This is a genomic window from Flavobacterium suaedae (genome assembly GCF_014642915.1).
Lineage (GTDB): Bacteria > Bacteroidota > Bacteroidia > Flavobacteriales > Flavobacteriaceae > Flavobacterium > Flavobacterium suaedae.
In genome coordinates this window covers 269,785-289,784 of record NZ_BMJE01000002.1, presented here as the reverse complement: position 1 = coordinate 289,784, position 20,000 = coordinate 269,785, and the positions used below count along the sequence as shown (strand labels likewise).

The following is a 20,000-nucleotide window of genomic DNA, read 5'->3' as shown; positions in this document are numbered from 1 at the left end:
TATTTTAAATTAAAACATAGCCGGAAAAATAATTAATTATTATATATTAACAAAAAAGCCCTGCAAAATAAATTGCAGGGCTTTTTATTGATTACAAACTATTACCTGTTCTCTTTAAATTCTGCAATTTTTTGATTAACCTCTTCAGGTGTTCCTTCAAATATTTCTTCTGTTGTTTTTATTGTCTCTTTTTCTGTTATAGTAGAAACCGTTACGGTAGCTATAACATTCCCATCAGCATCAATCTGTCGGTCTATAGTTACTTCCTCTCGCTGTTCTAAACCTGTTACTGCAGGTTGCTCTATAACTGTAGCACTTGGTGTAGCTAAGCCATGCTCTGAAGCCTCATGTTCGCCTAATATCGGAGCAATTACTAAACCGATAAGGCAGGTAAGCTTAATTAAAATATTCATAGATGGTCCTGAAGTATCTTTAAATGGATCCCCTACCGTATCTCCCGTTACCGCAGCTTTATGTGCATCAGAGCCTTTGTAGGTCATTTCTCCGTTAATCATAACCCCTGCTTCAAATGATTTTTTAGCGTTATCCCAAGCACCACCTGCATTATTTTGAAACACTGCCCATAACACACCAGATACCGTTACACCTGCCATATAACCTCCGAGCATTTCTGCTACCAACTCGTTATTATCAGGATAAATAAGCATTCCCAATAATACTATTGCAATAGGGAAACCTATAGTAAGTAATCCCGGAAGCATCATTTCACGAAGTGCTGCTTTAGTAGATATCTGTACACATTTACCATATTCCGGCTTGCCTGTACCTTCCATAATGCCCGGTATTTCTTTAAACTGCCTGCGCACTTCATAAACCATATCCATAGCAGCTTTACCCACCGAATTCATGGCAAGTGCCGAGAATACCACAGGAACCATTCCCCCTACAAAAAGCATAGCTAATACCGGGGCACGGAAAATATTAATACCGTCAATACCTGTAAAGGTTACATAGGCAGCGAACAGCGCCAGTGAGGTAAGCGCAGCAGATGCAATGGCAAAACCTTTACCTGTTGCTGCAGTTGTATTCCCTACAGAGTCTAATATATCAGTACGGGTACGTACTTCATTAGGTAATTCGCTCATCTCAGCAATACCACCTGCATTATCGGCAATAGGTCCGAAAGCATCAATAGCTAACTGCATTGCAGTAGTTGCCATCATAGCCGAGGCAGCCAGTGCTACCCCGTAAAAACCTGCAAAAGCATACGATGCCCAAATAGCACCTGCAAAAAGTAATATAGTAGGGAAAGTAGAAATCATACCCGTTGCCAGTCCGGCAATAATATTAGTTCCTGCTCCTGTACTTGATTTTTGTACAATAGCTAAAATCGGTTTTTTGCCAAGCCCTGTATAATATTCGGTAACGGATGATATTACACCACCAACTACAAGCCCCACTATAGCTGCATAAAATACTCGGATAGATGCTATTTCTTTTGCACCTTCTCCATAGAATTCCATATTCATAGTTGGAGGCAACATATAATCTATTAAAAAGTATGATGCTACAGCTACCATTATAATAGAAACCCAGTTTCCTATATTTAGTGCGCTTTGTACTTGCGCTTCTTTAGCATCGTTACTGCTTATTTTTACCAGCATTGTTCCTATTATAGAAAACAGTATCCCAAAGCCTGCAATAACTACAGGTAACAAAATAGGTCCTATCCCACCGAAGGCATCGGTAAAAGTCGGGTTACTTGCCAGTATATCTTTTAATACATAATTGCCCAGTACCATTGCAGCCAGTACTGTTGCTACATACGACCCGAAAAGGTCAGCACCCATACCTGCTACATCTCCTACATTATCCCCTACGTTATCAGCTATAGTAGCAGGGTTACGCGGATCATCTTCAGGTATTCCTGCTTCTACTTTACCCACAAGGTCTGCACCTACATCGGCAGCTTTGGTATAAATACCACCACCCACACGGGCAAAAAGTGCTATAGACTCTGCCCCAAGTGAGAAACCCGCAAGGGTTTCCAGCACTACCGTCATATCCATAGTATTTGTCCATACTCCTCCCATAAAGTAATGGAAGAACACAATAAAGAATACTGTTAAACCCAGTACTGCCAAACCTGCAACGCCAAGCCCCATTACAGTACCACCACCAAAAGATATTTTTAGTGCTTTTGGCAAACTGGAACGTGCTGCCTGAGTGGTACGTACATTGGTTTTGGTGGCTATCTTCATACCCATGTTACCTGCCAATGCTGAAAATATAGCCCCGAAAATAAAGGCTACTATAATAAGCATATGGGTTGTGGGCACTATATAAGCAATAATAGCCAGTGCTATACTGGCTATTATTACAAATATGGTAAGTAATTTATATTCTGCATTAAGGAAAGCAAGGGCTCCTTCGTATATATGATCTGAAATCTCTTTCATTTTACCGTCTCCTGCATCTTGTTTTAAAACCCAAGAACGTTTTACTGCCATAAATAAAAGTCCCAAAACGGCCATGATGACCGGAATGTAAATCATAATAGAATCCATAAAAATAGCTTTAGTTGATTGTTAAGTTATTGTAAATGTAACAAAACAAAAACAAAAAAAGCAATACTCTTTTTAAGAATATTGCTTTTCTACTACGTATTTATTAGTAAATACTTATGCTATACTGAAAAGTGATTCAGGTCTGTCCTCAAGATTTTCGAAACGATCTACACACTTATCTATGATTTCGCGAGCTTCAGCAGCGTCACCCCATCCTCCTACATCTACTTTCTTTTGCTCAAGGTCTTTATATACCTGGAAGAAGTGCTCAATCTCTTTCAATAAGTGAGGGTTCATATCACTTAGGTCTTCAAGTCTGTTCCAAATTGGGTCTGATACAGGAACACAAACTATTTTTTCATCCGGTCCTTTTTCATCTGCCATGTGGAATACACCAATTGGTTTAACCTCCATTACACAACCAGGGAAAGTAGGCTCCGTTACTAAAACTAAAACATCAAGCGGGTCTCCGTCTAATGCCAATGTTTCAGGAATAAATCCGTAATCAGCAGGATACATCATTGAAGAGAAAAGCATCCTGTCATAACGTATTTTTTTTAATTCAAAATCATACTCATACTTGTTCCTGCTTCCTTTTGGGATTTCTATAAGAACGTCAAATGTTTTTAAGTTTGCTGCAGACATATTTCTATAATTATTTTCTTTATTAAGCGATTGCAAAAGTAGTACAAAAATAGTGTAATGCAAGTTTATATAAGCCTAATAGATACTGCAATTATGATAATTTTTACGGAAAAATAATACGAATATGGTTTTTAGTACTTTTTTAAATAATTATATCATATAAGTTTATTACACAGGTAACATAATATAAAAAGCCTCTGTTATAACAGAGGCTTTTTATTGTAAATAATCAATATTGTTTACTTTGAATCAGAACGGGTTTCTGAACAATCATATTTTGAACAACCGTTTTCGTTACAGTATGGTACTGATTTACCATTTATATTAAGGTAGTCTATATTACAACCATCAATACACCCTGTACAGGTTATATTTACCATAAACCCTGAATCAGTCCTTTCTACATATAATGTAGCTCCTCTTTTTTCAAGCACTCTTGCAATGGTAATTCCATTATTGTCTTTTCCTATTAAAAACGGGGTTATACTTGACGAATCATTAGTAGCTACTTTGTCTATTATAGCTAATTCTTGCAGATTGGTTTGAAATCCCATGTCATTTAACACTACTTCCAAATCGTTTTTTATAAGTAGTGTGTCTACAACAAAAGTATAATCTCCGTTTTTTACCTCTGCTATAGCGCCATCCCAATATGAAGATTGCTCTGCGGCAGCAGTTGCAACATCATTATTTTTCAAGTTTCTTTCGCCAGAGGAGATCGTTGTATCTTCTGTACTACAGGATACGGTAACTAACAGCAATAAGAGTAATAGCTGTACTTGTTTTAAGGTGTCTTTTTTCATTGCAAAATATTTTAGTTAGGTATATATAACCAAAGTTACTAAAAAAAGACAACCTCAACTAACTGATGCTACGTTAATTATATACTAATTAAACGTAACTATTGGATTATACTTTTTTCTGTTTTCAGGCAATTGTCGCAAGGTGAGCAACTTAAATAGTTGCCCTCGCCTTTATTAATCACTATGGGGAGGCAACCTTCATTACACTCGCCGTTACATTGTATTACTGTATATACGCTTCCTGTTTCGGTTTCGTTTTTTTGAAAATAAAACTCTCCGTCTACTAAAGTAAGTAAAGCTGCAACATGAGTAGTGCCGTCATCAGTTCTGGCAAAAAGCATATAAAAATCCTTCTCACTATCCCCCTGCGTTGTCCCTTTTATGATTTCAAAGCCTTTAAAAGCCATAACCTCACCTTTCGGAGAAACCCTTTCAGACCATTCTTTTTCAACAAGTTTTGTGTTCATCAGTTCAAAACTGTTTCCCTCAACCTTACCTACTATTAAACCCATATCAGGGTGAGTTCCTTTTTGTTTCTTTTCACTATTACAAGAAACAAACAAAAACACCATAAAAACAGATGCAACTATATACTTAATCATATAAAAAAGTAATTTCTTAATTTTTACTAAAATACAATAATTTCTAAAAGTGGAAACCAAATACCCCTTTAACTGTAAATCTATTCGCATCAGGCAGGTTTAAGTAGCTTCCCCTCCATGCAAAATCTATCCTGAAAACTTTAAAAATGTTTCCGACTCCTGCATGGTACTCCCAGTAAATATCTTCGGGAGCACGGTATTCTATTGTTGATGCGTTTATCCTTCTATTTCTGTCAGACACTGTTCCGTACACCCCTTTTATACCTACAATTTCCCTTAAGTTTAAATCTCTTAGCAACGGTATTCTGGCAAAAATGCGCCCGTTGAAATTATGCTCTAAGTGTAATGAAACATACTCATCAGCTACAAACTCATAATAGTTCATCAGGTTGTAGGTATTGTCAATAATAAAGTAGGACTGGTTACCCGGAATTACTCCCATTAAACCAAGCGGCACGGCTCCAAATATTTTACCCGCCTCAAGTGTAGAGAAAAAACGACCAAAACCACCTATAAGTATAGGTTGTTTGTAGTAAACCTGTAGTTTTTGATAATCAAAGTCACTATTAAATATACCTTCAATACCTTGTGTAAAGTTCAGGTATATCCTGGGGTAATCGTTATCATCAACATCCGAACGCTCTACCCCATAACCAATAGTACGTCTACCCGGTGTATAATCTATTAAAAAGTTATACTCATATTGCTGAAGTGAGCTTTCAACCCCCAAAGCCGGATTATTAGGATCTACATAATAATCTAAGCTAAATGTTGGTGATGCTGATTTTAATGTTTTATAGGAAAAACTTGTCCTGAACACCACATTTTTAAGCGGCTCTATTTCTGCAAAAAAGTTAGTATAGTTAATAGATGTAAGTTTGCTGTTATCACCGCTCGCAAATAGTGAAGAGGAGGCAAAACTACGCCCTAACACATCAGGTGAAGCGGTAAGGCTCACCCCTATTTGTTCAATATCACGCCTGTTACCCCCACCTATTATAACTCGTTTTTTAGGTTCTACCATCCATTTACCGGATATACCATATTTAAACTGGTTGTCTTTAAAACCATAGGCAGTATAGCCTTCCAATCTCCATTTATCATTTTGACTGAAATAAGTACGTCCACCTGCGCGAAGTCTCACTCCTTCTATATCATTATACCCGAAAGAAGAAAATATAGGACCGTAGTCAAAATTCCCCATTTGGTAATAGCCACTACCCAGTGTAGCTACTAAAGTGTACATACGCTTAAACTTAGGTACTGTTTTTAATGTATCGAGCATTTTATATACTGCCCTTTCGTCTTTATTTAAAGACTCAAAGCGATTATCCGCCCAATATTCATCAGAGCGATTATGTACCTCTTCGTTATAATAATTTACTTCTTTTTTATAGAAATCATCCGGCTTTTTTTCATCGAATACATAATTACGGAACAAGGTTGTTCGCTTACCGTAAACCCCTTTTGATTCGTCTTTTTTGCGCAGCGCAAAATCGGTCATTAAGTGGTCTCTGGTTAGCAGGAATACCGAGTCGTTAAGTACTTCAAATTCCTGTTCTATATACATATCCTTTACCCAGTTAATGTTTGCACCTTTACTGGCCGCCATACTTATTTTTTTTATGGCATAGGTAGTATCGTTTACCCAAAAGTTTCCTTTAAAGGTTAGTTCTCCTTTACGGCGTGGGTAAAATACAATGTTATAACACCATTTATCTTCTATGTAAGTACTATCGGCAAGTACATAACTATACACATTAATACCGGTACGCGACAGCGGGCTTACAAAATCTTTATCAAAAAACTTGAGGTAATTATTGTAAATATCATACTCTGCATACAGGTCTTTTACAAAAGCTATTACTTGTTGGTTGTCACTAAAGCCTGAGTTTTTATTTGCCTGTAAAATTTCCTTTTCGCTATTGGTAGTATTATCCCCATATACTTCACTAAGGCTTTCGTTTATAAATATCGGCAGGTATGATTTTCCTGTAACAGTGGAGGTATCCACATGTTTAAATATAAACTCCATACCCCTGAATATTTTACTCTCCATAAAGGCACTGTCTATATTATTCATATCAAATTCCAGTTTTTCATATTTGTCATACTGGTATTGATCGAACATATTTAAACCGTTTTGACGGCGACGCTCCCAAATTTTGCGTAAAATATCTATAGCGGGATTATTTTTTTTTGATGTTTTGCCAGAATATAAAACAACCTCTTTAAGTTCCTGTGCTTCTTTCAGCACGATTCTTAAATCATAAGTTGCTGTTTTTTCCAAAGGAATTTCATTAGCCGAAAAACCTACAAAAGATACCACTATTGCACTATATGTATTTTTAGATTCCAGGTAGAACTTACCGTTCTCATCAGTTATTACCCCTTCGCTGGAGTTTTTAAAATATACATTTGCAAATGGTAAGGGCTGGTCAGTTTCATCAAGTACCAATCCGCTAACCTTCGTTTGTGCAACAGCACATAGGGTTAACAAAAAGAAAAGCCCAAGAAACAGTAATTTTTTCTTCTTCATATAGGTATATAAACAAAAACTTCACCATAAAATTATGATGAAGTTCCAAATATAGTAGTTTTTATTTTACTTATTTTTTATAAGTAACCTTCTTAACAGCTTTTATAACATCATCAGCATTTGGCAACCACTCTTTTAACAATTCAGGCGAATATGGGGCAGGTGTATCTGCTGTTGTTATACGTTGTATAGGAGCATCAAGGTAATCAAATGCTCTTTCCTGTATAATATATGTAATTTCAGATGAAACACTGCCAAATGGCCAAGCTTCCTCAAGAACTACAAGTCTGTTAGTCTTTTTAACTGATTTTATAATAGCATCATGATCCATTGGGCGAACCGTTCTTAAATCTATTATTTCACAGCTAATACCTTCTTTCTCTAATTCTTCAGCAGCTTTATGTGCTTCTTTAATTATTTTACCGAAAGATACTATAGTAACATCTTTACCTTCTCTTTTTATATCAGCAACTCCTAATGGAATTGTGTATTCACCTTCAGGCACTTCTCCTTTATCACCATACATCTGCTCAGACTCCATAAAAATAACAGGGTCATCATCACGGATAGCTGATTTAAGTAAGCCTTTTGCATCATAAGGAGTAGAAGGTACTACCACTTTAAGCCCCGGTGTATTAGCATACCAGTTTTCGAAAGCTTGTGAGTGTGTTGCTCCTAACTGCCCTGCAGACGCTGTAGGACCACGAAATACAATAGGAATATTAAACTGTCCGCCTGACATTTGACGCATTTTTGCAGCATTGTTTATAATTTGGTCTATACCTACAAGAGAGAAGTTAAACGTCATAAACTCTATAATAGGTCTATTACCATTCATGGCAGAACCTACACCTATACCTGCAAAACCAAGTTCGGCAATAGGAGTATCAATAACTCTCTTAGGACCAAATTCATCAAGCATACCTTTTGATGCTTTATAAGCTCCGTTATATTCCGCAACTTCTTCACCCATTAGATATATTGATTCGTCGCGACGCATTTCTTCGCTCATCGCTTCGCAAACAGCTTCCCTGAATTGTATCGTTCTCATATGTACTTTTTCCTTATTAAAGTGAGTGACAAAAATAAAACTTTTTCAATTACTTCAAGCCTCTTTATAACCAATAATAAAAGAAAACGTTATAGTTGACAGATATTATCACTCAATCTCCTCTTAATTTCATAACTACTAAAATCTTGTTTACCATTTTATACAGCACTATAAATTGAAAAAGCGAGCGCAAAAAAATTTTCAATTTCATAAAATACATCGGTTAAAAAGCTATTTTTGTAAAAATTTGAAAATTTTAAAACTATATTACTGAATTTAGTTAAATTAATATGCACGCATAGTTTTATGTACAAATAATTTTATTAACTTCGTAACAAAGTAAAAATCAACATATATAAACGGATAGAAATGAAAATATTAGTCTGCATCAGTCACGTACCTGATACTACTTCAAAAATTAACTTTACAAACGGCGATAGCGAGTTTGATACTAACGGAGTTCAATTTGTAATTAACCCTAACGATGAGTTTGGTTTAACAAGAGCAATTTGGTTTAAAGAAAAACAGGGCGCTAATGTTACTGTGGTTAACGTAGGTGGTCCTGACGCTGAAGCTACATTGCGTAAAGCACTGGCTATTGGTGCAGATGAAGCAATAAGAGTTAACGCTAACCCTACTGATGGCTTTTTTGTGGCTAAACAATTAGCTGAAGTAGCAAAACAAGGAAATTATGACCTTATTATAGCAGGTAAAGAATCTCTTGACTATAATGGTGGTATGGTTCCGGGCATGCTTGCTGCATTACTTGATTTCGATTTTGTAAACTCTTGCATTAGTCTTGATGTTGATGGTGACCAAGCTAAAGCGGTAAGAGAAATAGATGGTGGTAAAGAAACACTTTCTACTAAGCTACCTTTAGTAATAGGAGGACAAAAAGGGCTTGTGGAAGAAAAAGACCTTAAAATACCTAACATGAGAGGTATTATGATGGCTAGACAGAAAAAACTTAATGTAATGGAACCTGTATCAGCAGATAATACTACCAAAGCAGTTAAGTTTGAAAAGCCTGCACCAAAATCAGCAGTAAAACTTGTTGACGCAGATAACCTAGACGAGTTAGTAAACTTATTACATAACGAAGCTAAAGTAATTTAATATAACAATTAATCAATTCGTTTAATGTAACAATTGAAGAGCGTAGAAATACAATTGGTACATTTTTATATTAAACCATTAAAAAATCAGAAAAATGTCAATTCTAATATATGCCGAATCAGTAGAAGGCAAGTTTAAAAAAACAACTTTCGAATTAGCTTCTTATGCAAAAAAAATAGCTACAGAAGCAGGTACAACATTAACAGCCGTAACTGTAAACGCTGAAGACGAATCAGCACTTGGGCAGTATGGTGTAGATAAAGTACTATCAGTAAAATCAGATAAACTAAAAGCGTTTAACGCAAAAGCATACTCTGACGTAATAAAGCAGGCAGCAGAAAAAGAAGGTTCTAAAATTGTAGTATTCACTTCAACTACAGACAGCCTTTACACAGCTCCGCTTGTAGCGGTAGAACTTGAGGCAGGTTTTGCTTCAAATGTAGTAGCACTACCGGAAAGCCTTTCGCCATTTACAGTAAAAAGAACGGCTTTCTCCAACAAAGCATTCAACATAACAGAAATAAGTACTGACGTAAAAGTTATCGCTATAGGTAAAAACTCTTTCGGTCTTGAAGAAGCACAAGCTGATGCAGCAGTAGAAGAGTTTTCACCATCATTAAACGATAATGATTTTACTATAAGCGTAGAAAACGTAGAAAAAGTTACAGGTAAAGTAACGATTGCTGATGCTGAAATTGTAGTATCAGGTGGTCGTGGTCTTAAAGGTCCTGAAAACTGGGGTATGATAGAGGAGCTTGCAGGTGTACTTGGTGCAGCAACTGCATGTTCTAAACCGGTATCTGATTTAGGTTGGAGGCCTCACAGTGAGCACGTTGGGCAAACAGGTAAACCTGTAGCATCAAACCTATATATTGCAGTTGGTATTTCAGGAGCAATACAACACATTGCAGGTATTAACGCATCTAAGGTTAAGGTAGTTATAAACTCAGACCCTGAAGCTCCTTTCTTTAAAGTAGCTGACTACGGTGTAGTAGGTGATGCTTTTGAAATAGTACCAAAGCTAACCGAAAAATTAAAAGAGTTTAAGGCTAATAACTCATAATTTTATTATAAATTGTGCCCGTAAAAGGGCTATCCCATACAGGATGGTTTATCTTTGTGGGATAGCCCTTTTTTATGTAGTATAGTGGACGATTATTATGAGCTTAGTAAAACTAACGATTAAAGGAATTTCTTACAGTCAAACGCAGAATGGAGCTTATGCATTAATTCTTAATGAAGTAGATGGAGAGCGAAAACTACCTATAGTTATCGGGGCTTTTGAAGCACAATCTATAGCAATTGCCCTTGAGAAAGAAATAAAACCGCCAAGACCCTTAACACACGACCTTTTTAAGAACTTTGCAGACCGATTTGATATTGCGGTAAAACAGGTTATTATACATAAACTTGTAGATGGTGTTTTCTTCTCCAGCATTATATGCGAGAGAGATAAAATAGAGGAAATTATAGATGCCAGAACATCTGATGCGATAGCACTGGCACTGCGTTTTAATGCCCCTATTTTCACTTACAAAAATATTTTAGACAAAGCAGGCATTTACTTAAAAATAAACCCTGAGTCTGAAAATGAAGATGAGGAGCCTGACGATGTACTTACACCTCCGCAAACATTTGGCTCAACCGAATCAGTTTCAGGAGAAGGCTACTCTCAGTACAGCCTACAAGAGTTAAATGAAATGCTTGAAGGTGCTGTACAAAATGAAGACTACGAAAAAGCAGCTAAAATTCGCGACGAAATATCAAAAAGAGAAAGCTAATTTGGTTATGTGTTAATCCTGTTATTTGATACTTTAAAATCAAATAATAAAAAGACCAAATTCACAAATATATAGGGAAGATGAAGCAGTACCACGATTTAGTAAAGCACGTTTTAGAAAACGGAAACCAAAAAGGCGACAGAACAGGAACAGGAACTATAAGTGTTTTTGGTTATCAAATGCGTTTTGACCTTAGCGAAGGTTTCCCATTAGTTACTACAAAAAAACTACACCTTAAATCAATAATACACGAATTACTTTGGTTTTTAAAAGGTGATACCAATATAAAGTATTTAACTGATAACGGTGTTAGAATATGGAACGAGTGGGCTGACGAAGAAGGTAACCTTGGTCCTGTTTACGGACACCAATGGCGTAACTGGAACGGTGAAGAGATAGATCAGATTAAAGAACTGATTGAAACACTTAAAACCAACCCTAACAGTCGCCGTATGCTGGTTTCGGCATGGAACCCAAGCGTAATGCCTGATACTTCAAAATCATTCTCTGATAATGTAGCCGAAGGTAAAGCTGCACTTCCACCCTGCCATGCGTTTTTCCAATTTTATGTGAATGATGGTAAACTATCATGCCAGTTATACCAGCGTAGTGCCGATATATTTTTGGGTGTACCGTTTAATATAGCATCATACGCTTTATTTACCATGATGGTAGCACAGGTTTGCGACTTACAACCTGGTGATTTTATACACACTTTTGGCGATGCGCATATTTACAATAACCATATTGAGCAGTTAAATTTACAGCTTAGTCGCGAGCCAAAACCATTACCTAAAATGGTATTAAACCCTGAGATAAAAGATATTTTTGAGTTTAAGTTTGAAGACTTTACACTCGAAAACTATGACCCACACCCGCATATAAAAGGTGCAGTTGCTGTATAAGATTTTTTAGTATCTTTAGATAAAACCAAGAACATGGAAAAAAATCAGCAGGAATTATACGAATATGCCAGAAAAAGGGTAAAGCAAAAAAAGCGTGTATATACCCATTTTATATTCTTTTTTATAGGTAGTATATTTCTATTCATAATTAACAAATGGCTGAATGTTCAAGAGGAATATGACTGGTATTTATGGGCAATTACTGCATGGGGATTTTTATTCGTCTTACACTTTATAAAAGTATTTGTCACCGAGAGTTTCATTAATAAAAAATGGGAACAGGAGCAAATAGAAAAACTGGTTGCCCGCCAGGAACGTCGTATAGAACAACTGGAAAAGAAACTGGAAAAAGAAAACAACAATACCGCAAACAATCAACCTGAAGATACTACTACATTATGACAATTACCCTGATTGCCGCCGCAGCCGAAAATAACGCCTTAGGTAAAGACAATCAACTGGTGTGGCATTTGCCCGATGATTTTAAACGCTTTAAAAAACTTACTTCGGGGCACCATATTATAATGGGGCGTAAAACGCTGGAAAGTATGAATGGCCCGCTACCCAACCGTACCAACATTGTTATAACCCGTAAAGAAGATTATACTTACCAAGGTTGCACTATAGTACACAGTTTAGAAGAAGCACTTAAAGCCTGCCCGCAAAATGAAGAGGTTTTTGTTATCGGTGGAGGTGAAATTTATAAACAAGCTTTAGATATAGCAGACAAAATAGAGCTTACCCGAGTACATACTACTATTGATGATGCCGATACTTTTTTTCCTGAAATTGATAAGGAAAAATGGCACCTTACCGAAGAGGAATACCACCCAAAAGACGAAAAGCATAAGTTTGATTTTACATATAAAACTTGGATAAAAAAATAATTGTTATGAGACAATTACTGTATATCATCCTTGCTCTACTATTTTTATATTCCTGTAAAAAACATGAAAACTCAGAATTAACTACTTCTGTTAAAAACTCTACACCTGAACAATTAGTTGATGATGAAACCATTTATGAATTTCTAAATAGTTGCACTTTTTCTGACTCAAGTAAACACGGGTGTAAAACATATGCAAGAAAAGCTAATTATTTTGTTTCTTCTGAAACAAATATCGATTCATTAAGTATTATCAAAATGGACAGTATTTTCAGCAAAAAAGATATTGAGTTTATTTTTAAGCAAGAAAAATACACTTATTATTTTGAATTAAACGAAAACAGAATACCTGAAAATAAAAATTTAGTTTCTCTTGACACCAATAAAGTTTTCAATAATGATTGGGAAATAAGAAATAAGTATTTACATGAATTACTCGACGAAAATGGAGCTATATGTTTTGTTAGCCTACCTCTTTTCTCTTGTAACAGAAAAATTGCAATTGTAAACACAAGTATATACTGTGGAATACTATGTGGAGCAGGAGGAACGTATATTTATAGAAAAACTGATAATGGCTGGGTATTGATAGTTTCTTTAAACGAATGGATAAGCTAAATATTTTAACTTAGCTTACTAGACAACTATTAAACAAAACAATATGTTTCTAAAGTATTTAATCTCACTCTTATTACCCATAATTTGCTATACCCAAACAGCTACATTTTATGCAGACTCAACAGACCTGTATGACATGACAGGTATGAGAAAAGAAGTTTACAATAGGGTTCTCCAAGCTGAATGGAAAATAAAGGGTAAGACTCTTCACTATGGCTCCAAGCCTTTAAAAGTAGGCGTAGATAATAAAATTGATACCATTTTTTACAGGCAAGACAAAAATTCAAAATGGCATACTCTTGTTTGTAATATAAATAAAGCTGATAATTTCAGGTTTTTATATAACCCTTGCTGCGGTGGTTTTAATACCCAAAACACCTCGGGTAACATTACAGGGAAGGTTAAATTTTCTGTTACAGGTAAGGAAAAAGAAAACACTTATTTAGGAGTACTTGATGATGCTGCGGTCATTCTCTCAGATTCAGATTTAGAACTTTCTCCCTATTGCCGAAGTGCAATGCACCCTAACGTATATAATATATCTATACAGAAAATCAAATATTGTAAAGACGAGTCCAATTGTAATGAAAAATGTATCAATAACGGAGCAGAGATTATATCTTACATTCCGATTTCCCAAAAAACAAGTTTTCTTTTTCTCCCGCTTTCTGACGAGCCTTTTGTAATAATATATGATTTAAAAAAGGAAAAATATAAATGGGGCTCTAATTTAAAAACTCAGAAAAAATAGACAATGAGCAACAATAAGTATTCTATAGATAGCAAACAAGACTTTATAAGATTTGTATGTGAACTATATAAAGACTTCAAAAGTCAACCTGAAAATTGGGAAAACAATACTCTTGAATTATTTTTAGAAGCAATGGCAGCTTATGCAGAAGATATTCAAGGTTATTATGACAATACAAATCAAAATATCGATGCAAATAAAGCCTCTTGGCAAGTTTTTGCTGACATATTAATGGGAGCTAAAATTTACGAATAAATTAATGAACCTTTTCAACATCTCATCACCACAAGAAAACAATCTATTACCCTATGATGGCACCGTAAATTATTACGGAAGTGTTTTTAGTAAAGAAGAGGCTGACTACTACTTAGAGCGGTTACTCAACACTATTGAGTGGAAAAATGATGAGGCGGTTATTTTCGGTAAACTGATAACCACCAAGCGTAAAGTAGCATGGTATGCCGAAGAACCCTATGAATATACCTACAGTAACATTACCAAACGTGCCTTACCTTTTACAAAAGAACTTTTAGCACTAAAAGCCATTACCGAACAGCATACAGGTGAAACGTATAACTCCTGCCTGTTAAACTTATATCACGATGGCAGCGAGGGTATGGCTTGGCACAGCGACGCTGAAAAAGACTTAAAGAAAAACGGCGCTATTGGTTCGCTTAGTTTTGGGGCAACACGTAAATTTGCGTTTAAGCACAAACAAACCAAAGAAACTACATCGGTAGTACTGGAACACGGTAGCCTGCTGGTGATGAAAGGCACTACACAAACCCATTGGCTGCATCGCCTCCCTCCTACTAAATTGGTAAAAACACCACGTGTTAACCTTACTTTCAGGACAATAGTCAGGTAAATTTACCATAGTCGTAATTCTTAAACGGGATTATAACATTTTATTATTAAAACTTCTGTTATCTTTGCCCAAAATAAAGAAATGCCAAAAAACGTAACTCCATATAAAGATTCTGAACTGGGCAAAAAAGAACAGGTTGCCCAAATGTTTGACACCATTTCGGGAAAGTATGACGGGCTTAACCGCGTTATTTCCTTTGGTATTGATATTAAGTGGAGAAAGAAAGTTTTAAAAATGGTAGCTGATACCAAGCCGGATACTATTTTAGATATTGCAACCGGTACAGGTGATTTAGCTATACTAATGTCTAACACCTCAGCTAAAGAAATTATAGGAGCCGATATTTCCGCAGGAATGCTGGAAGTTGGGCGTAAAAAAATAGCAGAGCGCAAACTGGATAATAAAATTGAAATGGTACTGGGCGATAGTGAAAACCTCCCTTTTAAAGACAACCATTTTGATGCTATAACAGTAGCCTTCGGGGTACGTAACTTTGAAAACCTTGAAAAAGGACTTAGCGAAATATTACGCGTTTTAAAACCGGGTGGTATTTTTGTTATACTGGAAACTTCTGTACCTACTAAATTTCCGTTTAAACAAGGATATCGTTTTTACTCCAAATACATACTCCCTGCCATTGGCAAACTCTTCTCAAAAGATAAATCGGCTTACGCATACCTTAGCGAGTCAGCCTCTGTTTTTCCACATGGTGAAGCGTTAAACAATATTTTACGAAAAATTGGGTTTATAGAGGTGAAGAATATGCCGCAAACTATGGGTGTGGCTACAATTTATTCGGCTTCAAAAAAATAATATGAAAAAGCTTTTTCTATATATAGCGCTGTTTACAGGACTATGCTGCAATGCACAGTTTGGCACTAATGTATTTTCAAAAGACCCTATTATCAACTTAGAAAACTTTGATAAACAAAGGGTTCACTGGGGTTATTTTTTAGGGTTTAACAGTTATGGTTTTAAATTTGATTATATAAATGACCCGGGAGTAGATATAGAGGTTAAGCAAACTACAGGTTTTAATGTAGGGCTGGTGGGTAACTTACGCCTTTTTGAACACTTAGACTTAAGGTTTGAACCGGGACTGTATTATACACAACGTAACCTTAGCTTTCCTGAGGTTGCTGATGAATTTGACCGTTTAAGAGAGGTAAAATCTACATACTTACATTTCCCGTTATTGCTTAAATTTTCAGCAAAAAGAACAGGAAATGTACGCCCTTATTTAGTAGGTGGCTTTTCCCGAACATTAAACCTTTCCAGTAATGAAGATGCACAGGATGACAACCTTTCGAGAATTTTCCGAATGAAGAAAATGACGAATAACTGGGAAATTGGTTTCGGTGTAGATTTATACTTTGAATATTTTAAATTCTCACCTTCAATACGTGGTGTATTTGGTTTAAAAGATGAATTGGTTCGAGATAACGACCCTAACAGTCCTTTTACAGGAAATGTAGCTTCAATGAAAACAAGAGCTATTTTGGTAAACTTTACATTCCACTAAAATTATCTCAAATACCAATACCACTATTCGTTAAAAGTTTCGCTTAAACTCACTTAATGTTATTGCGGTAGCAGTTGCCACATTAAGGCTTTCTGTTTCCTGCAGTTTACCAAATCTTGGTATTGCTATTCTGTGCGTTACGTATCTTTCAATAGCTGCTGATATTCCGTTTGCTTCATTACCCATTACTATTACTCCATCTTTAGGCAATTGCTGCGTGTAAATATTTTCACCATCCATAAAAGTACCAAAAACGGGTAACCCTGTTTCTGTTAAATATTCTTCCAAGTTAGTATAAACAACATTTACCCTTGTTATACTCCCCATAGTAGCCTGCACTACTTTAGGGTTGTATACATCAACACAATTTTCAGAGCATACTAAATGCTCAATACCAAACCAATCGCACAGTCGTATTATCGTACCCAAATTACCAGGGTCGCGCACAGCATCAAGAGCTACAATTAGACCTGATTGACTTACAGGTTGATTTTCAGGAATTTTAAATAGTGCCAAACAACTGTTGGGAGTGGTTAAGGCGCTTATTTTTTTTAACTCAGCTTCAGTAATAAGTTGCTTTTTAGCATCACTCACTGTATTAAAACTATCCTTAGTACTTTCGGTAGTATAAAGTTCGTGTAATTCAAAATAGGAATTAAGCAGCTCCTGCACTACCTTTATGCCTTCGGCAAAAAACAATTTATGCTGTTTTCGGTATTTTTTTTGCTGCAAACCCGTTATTAACTTAATTTGGTTTTTACTAACCATAAAAAATGTATTTTTGAATTACTATTTGGTACTACGACGTTGAGAAATAAAATAACAAAAATAGCACTAATTCTCTTATCGGGTTTGTTTTTATATTCTTGTTCGCTTGTAAAGAGGGTTCCTGATGGAGAACACTTGCTTGAAGAGAACAAAATAGTTGTTAATGGCGAACCTAAAAAAAACGAGGAACTTACCGATCAGCTTTATCAGCAACCCAATACAAGTATATTAGGGTATCACTTAAGGCTGCACTTATATAATATTGCAAAACCTGATGCAGATTCTTCGTATCAGGCGTGGCTGGAAAGAAAACCAAACCGGCATGAACGCTTAAGAAAACTACTTTCGGAAAAGCAGGTACAAAGGTTAGGACAATCTTTTGCTGTAGCAGGAGTAAGTTCTTTTCTTAAAAAAGTTGGTGAAGCACCTGTACTGGTAGATCATAACAGGGTAAAAAAATCAGCTAACCGCCTCCTGTCGTATTATTATAAAAGAGGATATTTCCGCACTAAGGTAGGCTTTAGTATTGATACTATAAGCGGTAAAAAAGCAGAAGTTAATTACACTGTAACTACAGGCAAACCGTATATAGTAGACTCTTTAGATACTTATATAGAAACTCCTGTACTGGACAGCCTTTACCAACAAACAAAAAAAGAATCTTTAATAAAAAAAGGAAAGCAATATCTTGAATCTGACTTTATTGAAGAACGTGAACGTATTACAAGTTACTTTCGTAACCGAGGTGCTTATAAATTTCAGCAGAACTATATTTCTTATGTAATTGATACAGTAAATACAGGGCACAAAGCAAATGTTGACCTTATTATTGATAATGAAACCATAAGAACCGAAGACTCTACCTACACGCAACCTTTCAAATTATATAAAATAAGTCAGGTAAATATTTATACTAAAAACCTCGGTGATGAAAGCCAGGCTATAGACAGCACTACTTATAAAGGCTTTAATATTTTTAGTAGCGGTAAATTAAACTACAGGCCAAAAGCTCTTACTGACCCTGTTTTTATAACACCAGGCTCTACTTTTGCTGAATTCAGGCGGGTGCTTACATACAGATATGTAAATAACTTAAGGGTATTTAACTACCCTAATATAAATTTTGTGGTAGACAGTACTGATGCATCAGGCACATCATTAATCACAAATATCTATTTAGCCCCAAGGGATAAGTTTAAATATTTAGCTTCGGTAGACCTTACCCACTCTAATATTCAGGACATGGGTATACAGGGAAGTATGGGGGTATCCATACGTAACCTTTTCAGGGGTGCAGAAATACTTGACCTCTCCATAAGAGGAAACATAGGTTCTTCAAGCGACCCTGCTATTAAGGACAGAAGTTTCTTTAATATTCTTGAATATGGTGCTGATGCAAAACTGAACTTTCCGCGCATATTTTTCCCGCTAAAAACAGAACGGATTATACCAAAGGAAATGATACCTTCTACCTTATTGAGTTTTGGTATAAGCCGACAAAAAAACATAGGGCTTGATAAAGAAAACTTTACAGGAATACTAAGTTATAACTGGACCCCTAAAAGAAATGTTACTGCAAAGCTTGACTTGTTTAATATACAATATATACGAAACGTAAACCCTACAAACTACTTTAATGTATACCGCTCCTCATACGACAGGCTTAACGATATTGCCAATGACTACGCCGACCAAATAGATCCTAATTATTTTTTAGACAGTGATGCTCCGGCAGGCAGTAAACAACTGGCTATTGAAGAGGGTACTAATGGTTTTATTGAAGATGTTGATAATAATAACATTGTAGTTTCATCTGTAGACAAACAAAATATACGAAGTATTAATGAGCGTAGAGAAAGACTTATAGAAAATAACCTTATATCATCTACCAACTTTACTTATACCACCAGCACCCGAGATAACCTTACTGATAATTCCTTTTTTATATTTAAAACAAAGCTGGAAACAGCAGGTAATACGCTTTCGCTAATATCATCGCTTACAGACAAAGGGCAGCGTAGTGACAGTGGTAATAAAACAATACTTGATGTAGAATATGCACAATATGTAAAAGGTGAGCTGGACTTTATTAAACACTTCGATTTAAGAAGAGGAAAAGTACTGGCAATGCGTGCCTTCTTAGGGTTAGCTGTACCCTATGGAAACTCTAATTCTATACCTTTTACACGCAGTTACTTTGCGGGAGGAAGTAACGATAACAGGGCATGGCAGTCGTACAGCCTGGGTCCCGGACGTAGTGGTGGCCTTAATGATTTTAACGAAGCTAACTTTAAAATGACGTATAGTACAGAACTTCGCTTTAATTTATTCGGTCAGTTAAACGGTGCTATATTTGGCGATGTTGGTAACATCTGGAATATCTTCGACAGTCAGGATGACCCTGCTTATACATTTAATGGTTTTAGTTCTTTGAGAGATTTAGCACTGGGTACAGGCTTTGGTTTCAGGTACGATTTTAACTTTTTTGTAGTAAGGCTGGATCTTGGTTTTAAAACCTACAACCCCGGCAGACCTGTAAACGAGAGATGGTTTAAAGAATACAACTTTTCTAAAGCGGTTTATAATGTGGGAATTAATTATCCATTCTAAATTTAAA

General features: G+C 35.9%; 20 protein-coding genes. 13 read left to right on the top strand and 7 right to left on the bottom strand.

What is annotated here, in order from left to right; translation table 11 throughout:
* Positions 1-101 precede the first annotated feature (101 nt).
* From IEW45_RS04270 to IEW45_RS04245, 6 genes are all read right to left on the bottom strand, one after another.
* Positions 102-2,528 carry a sodium-translocating pyrophosphatase gene (locus tag IEW45_RS04270; RefSeq protein ID WP_188619992.1) on the bottom strand — a complete coding sequence of 809 codons (2,427 nt, stop codon included), beginning with the start codon at positions 2,526-2,528 and terminating at the stop codon, positions 102-104.
* A 114-nt stretch (positions 2,529-2,642) separates the two neighbouring features.
* Complete coding sequence (locus IEW45_RS04265) at positions 2,643-3,173, bottom strand: inorganic diphosphatase (RefSeq protein WP_188619991.1); 531 nt, start codon at positions 3,171-3,173, stop codon at positions 2,643-2,645.
* 239 nt (positions 3,174-3,412) lie between these two features.
* Entirely contained in the window at positions 3,413-3,976 is a 564-nt protein-coding gene (locus IEW45_RS04260) for a hypothetical protein (RefSeq protein WP_188619990.1), read from the bottom strand.
* A 98-nt stretch (positions 3,977-4,074) separates the two neighbouring features.
* Positions 4,075-4,578: a hypothetical protein gene (locus tag IEW45_RS04255; RefSeq protein WP_188619989.1), complete on the bottom strand. Its 504-nt coding sequence runs from the start codon at positions 4,576-4,578 to the stop codon at positions 4,075-4,077.
* Between the two features lie 43 nt (positions 4,579-4,621).
* Positions 4,622-7,117: a DUF5686 and carboxypeptidase-like regulatory domain-containing protein gene (locus IEW45_RS04250; protein WP_188619988.1), complete on the bottom strand. Its 2,496-nt coding sequence runs from the start codon at positions 7,115-7,117 to the stop codon at positions 4,622-4,624.
* A gap of 70 nt (positions 7,118-7,187) precedes the next feature.
* Positions 7,188-8,204: a pyruvate dehydrogenase complex E1 component subunit beta gene (locus IEW45_RS04245; protein ID WP_262891427.1), complete on the bottom strand. Its 1,017-nt coding sequence runs from the start codon at positions 8,202-8,204 to the stop codon at positions 7,188-7,190.
* A 333-nt stretch (positions 8,205-8,537) separates the two neighbouring features.
* On the opposite strand from IEW45_RS04245, the gene IEW45_RS04240 reads away from it, so the two are divergent.
* The 12 genes from IEW45_RS04240 (at position 8,538) to porT (ending at position 16,615) form a co-directional block, all read left to right on the top strand.
* Entirely contained in the window at positions 8,538-9,284 is a 747-nt protein-coding gene (locus IEW45_RS04240; protein ID WP_188619986.1) for an electron transfer flavoprotein subunit beta/FixA family protein, read from the top strand.
* A gap of 94 nt (positions 9,285-9,378) precedes the next feature.
* Entirely contained in the window at positions 9,379-10,347 is a 969-nt protein-coding gene (locus IEW45_RS04235) for an electron transfer flavoprotein subunit alpha/FixB family protein (RefSeq protein WP_188619985.1), read from the top strand.
* Between the two features lie 97 nt (positions 10,348-10,444).
* The gene (locus IEW45_RS04230; RefSeq protein ID WP_188619984.1) at positions 10,445-11,065 is read left to right on the top strand and encodes a bifunctional nuclease family protein; all 621 of its coding nucleotides are present in this window, start codon (positions 10,445-10,447) and stop codon (positions 11,063-11,065) included.
* An 80-nt stretch (positions 11,066-11,145) separates the two neighbouring features.
* Entirely contained in the window at positions 11,146-11,970 is an 825-nt protein-coding gene (locus IEW45_RS04225) for a thymidylate synthase (protein WP_188619983.1), read from the top strand.
* 33 nt (positions 11,971-12,003) lie between these two features.
* On the top strand, positions 12,004-12,372 hold the full coding sequence (locus IEW45_RS04220) for a 2TM domain-containing protein (RefSeq protein ID WP_188619982.1): 369 nt from the start codon (positions 12,004-12,006) through the stop codon (positions 12,370-12,372).
* Positions 12,369-12,857, top strand: a complete 489-nt coding sequence (locus IEW45_RS04215; protein WP_188619981.1) for a dihydrofolate reductase — start codon at positions 12,369-12,371, stop codon at positions 12,855-12,857. The genes IEW45_RS04220 and IEW45_RS04215 overlap by 4 nt, the downstream gene beginning before the upstream one ends.
* A 5-nt stretch (positions 12,858-12,862) precedes the next feature.
* Positions 12,863-13,474 carry a hypothetical protein gene (locus tag IEW45_RS04210; protein ID WP_188619980.1) on the top strand — a complete coding sequence of 204 codons (612 nt, stop codon included), beginning with the start codon at positions 12,863-12,865 and terminating at the stop codon, positions 13,472-13,474.
* Between the two features lie 43 nt (positions 13,475-13,517).
* Positions 13,518-14,225 carry a hypothetical protein gene (locus tag IEW45_RS04205; protein ID WP_188619979.1) on the top strand — a complete coding sequence of 236 codons (708 nt, stop codon included), beginning with the start codon at positions 13,518-13,520 and terminating at the stop codon, positions 14,223-14,225.
* Positions 14,226-14,228: 3 nt separating this feature from the next.
* Positions 14,229-14,480 (top strand): DUF7660 family protein, encoded by a 252-nt coding sequence (locus IEW45_RS04200; RefSeq protein WP_188619978.1) that lies wholly within the window; start codon positions 14,229-14,231, stop codon positions 14,478-14,480.
* 4 nt (positions 14,481-14,484) lie between these two features.
* Positions 14,485-15,093: an alpha-ketoglutarate-dependent dioxygenase AlkB family protein gene (locus IEW45_RS04195; protein WP_188619977.1), complete on the top strand. Its 609-nt coding sequence runs from the start codon at positions 14,485-14,487 to the stop codon at positions 15,091-15,093.
* Positions 15,094-15,174: 81 nt separating this feature from the next.
* The gene (ubiE, locus tag IEW45_RS04190) at positions 15,175-15,906 is read left to right on the top strand and encodes a bifunctional demethylmenaquinone methyltransferase/2-methoxy-6-polyprenyl-1,4-benzoquinol methylase UbiE (RefSeq protein WP_188619976.1); all 732 of its coding nucleotides are present in this window, start codon (positions 15,175-15,177) and stop codon (positions 15,904-15,906) included.
* Position 15,907: 1 nt separating this feature from the next.
* Complete coding sequence (gene porT / locus IEW45_RS04185; protein ID WP_188619975.1) at positions 15,908-16,615, top strand: type IX secretion/gliding motility protein PorT/SprT; 708 nt, start codon at positions 15,908-15,910, stop codon at positions 16,613-16,615.
* Positions 16,616-16,645: 30 nt separating this feature from the next.
* Here the strand turns inward: porT and IEW45_RS04180 are convergent, their stop codons facing one another.
* The gene (locus tag IEW45_RS04180) at positions 16,646-17,383 is read right to left on the bottom strand and encodes a TrmH family RNA methyltransferase (RefSeq protein ID WP_188619974.1); all 738 of its coding nucleotides are present in this window, start codon (positions 17,381-17,383) and stop codon (positions 16,646-16,648) included.
* Between the two features lie 84 nt (positions 17,384-17,467).
* On the opposite strand from IEW45_RS04180, the gene tamL reads away from it, so the two are divergent.
* Entirely contained in the window at positions 17,468-19,993 is a 2,526-nt protein-coding gene (gene tamL / locus IEW45_RS04175) for a translocation and assembly module lipoprotein TamL (protein WP_308421026.1), read from the top strand.
* Positions 19,994-20,000 lie beyond the last annotated feature (7 nt).

Coding starts and splice junctions, on each gene's coding strand:
- IEW45_RS04250 (WP_188619988.1), bottom strand. CDS start 7,117: ATGAAGAAGAAAAAATTACTGTTTCTTGGGCTTTTCTTTTTGTTAACC.
- IEW45_RS04260 (WP_188619990.1), bottom strand. CDS start 3,976: ATGAAAAAAGACACCTTAAAACAAGTACAGCTATTACTCTTATTGCTG.
- IEW45_RS04255 (WP_188619989.1), bottom strand. CDS start 4,578: ATGATTAAGTATATAGTTGCATCTGTTTTTATGGTGTTTTTGTTTGTT.
- IEW45_RS04195 (WP_188619977.1), top strand. CDS start 14,485: ATGAACCTTTTCAACATCTCATCACCACAAGAAAACAATCTATTACCC.
- IEW45_RS04205 (WP_188619979.1), top strand. CDS start 13,518: ATGTTTCTAAAGTATTTAATCTCACTCTTATTACCCATAATTTGCTAT.
- IEW45_RS04215 (WP_188619981.1), top strand. CDS start 12,369: ATGACAATTACCCTGATTGCCGCCGCAGCCGAAAATAACGCCTTAGGT.
- porT (WP_188619975.1), top strand. CDS start 15,908: ATGAAAAAGCTTTTTCTATATATAGCGCTGTTTACAGGACTATGCTGC.
- IEW45_RS04270 (WP_188619992.1), bottom strand. CDS start 2,528: ATGGATTCTATTATGATTTACATTCCGGTCATCATGGCCGTTTTGGGA.
- IEW45_RS04220 (WP_188619982.1), top strand. CDS start 12,004: ATGGAAAAAAATCAGCAGGAATTATACGAATATGCCAGAAAAAGGGTA.
- IEW45_RS04240 (WP_188619986.1), top strand. CDS start 8,538: ATGAAAATATTAGTCTGCATCAGTCACGTACCTGATACTACTTCAAAA.
- IEW45_RS04235 (WP_188619985.1), top strand. CDS start 9,379: ATGTCAATTCTAATATATGCCGAATCAGTAGAAGGCAAGTTTAAAAAA.
- IEW45_RS04230 (WP_188619984.1), top strand. CDS start 10,445: ATGAGCTTAGTAAAACTAACGATTAAAGGAATTTCTTACAGTCAAACG.
- IEW45_RS04210 (WP_188619980.1), top strand. CDS start 12,863: ATGAGACAATTACTGTATATCATCCTTGCTCTACTATTTTTATATTCC.
- IEW45_RS04265 (WP_188619991.1), bottom strand. CDS start 3,173: ATGTCTGCAGCAAACTTAAAAACATTTGACGTTCTTATAGAAATCCCA.
- IEW45_RS04180 (WP_188619974.1), bottom strand. CDS start 17,383: ATGGTTAGTAAAAACCAAATTAAGTTAATAACGGGTTTGCAGCAAAAA.
- IEW45_RS04200 (WP_188619978.1), top strand. CDS start 14,229: ATGAGCAACAATAAGTATTCTATAGATAGCAAACAAGACTTTATAAGA.
- ubiE (WP_188619976.1), top strand. CDS start 15,175: ATGCCAAAAAACGTAACTCCATATAAAGATTCTGAACTGGGCAAAAAA.
- IEW45_RS04225 (WP_188619983.1), top strand. CDS start 11,146: ATGAAGCAGTACCACGATTTAGTAAAGCACGTTTTAGAAAACGGAAAC.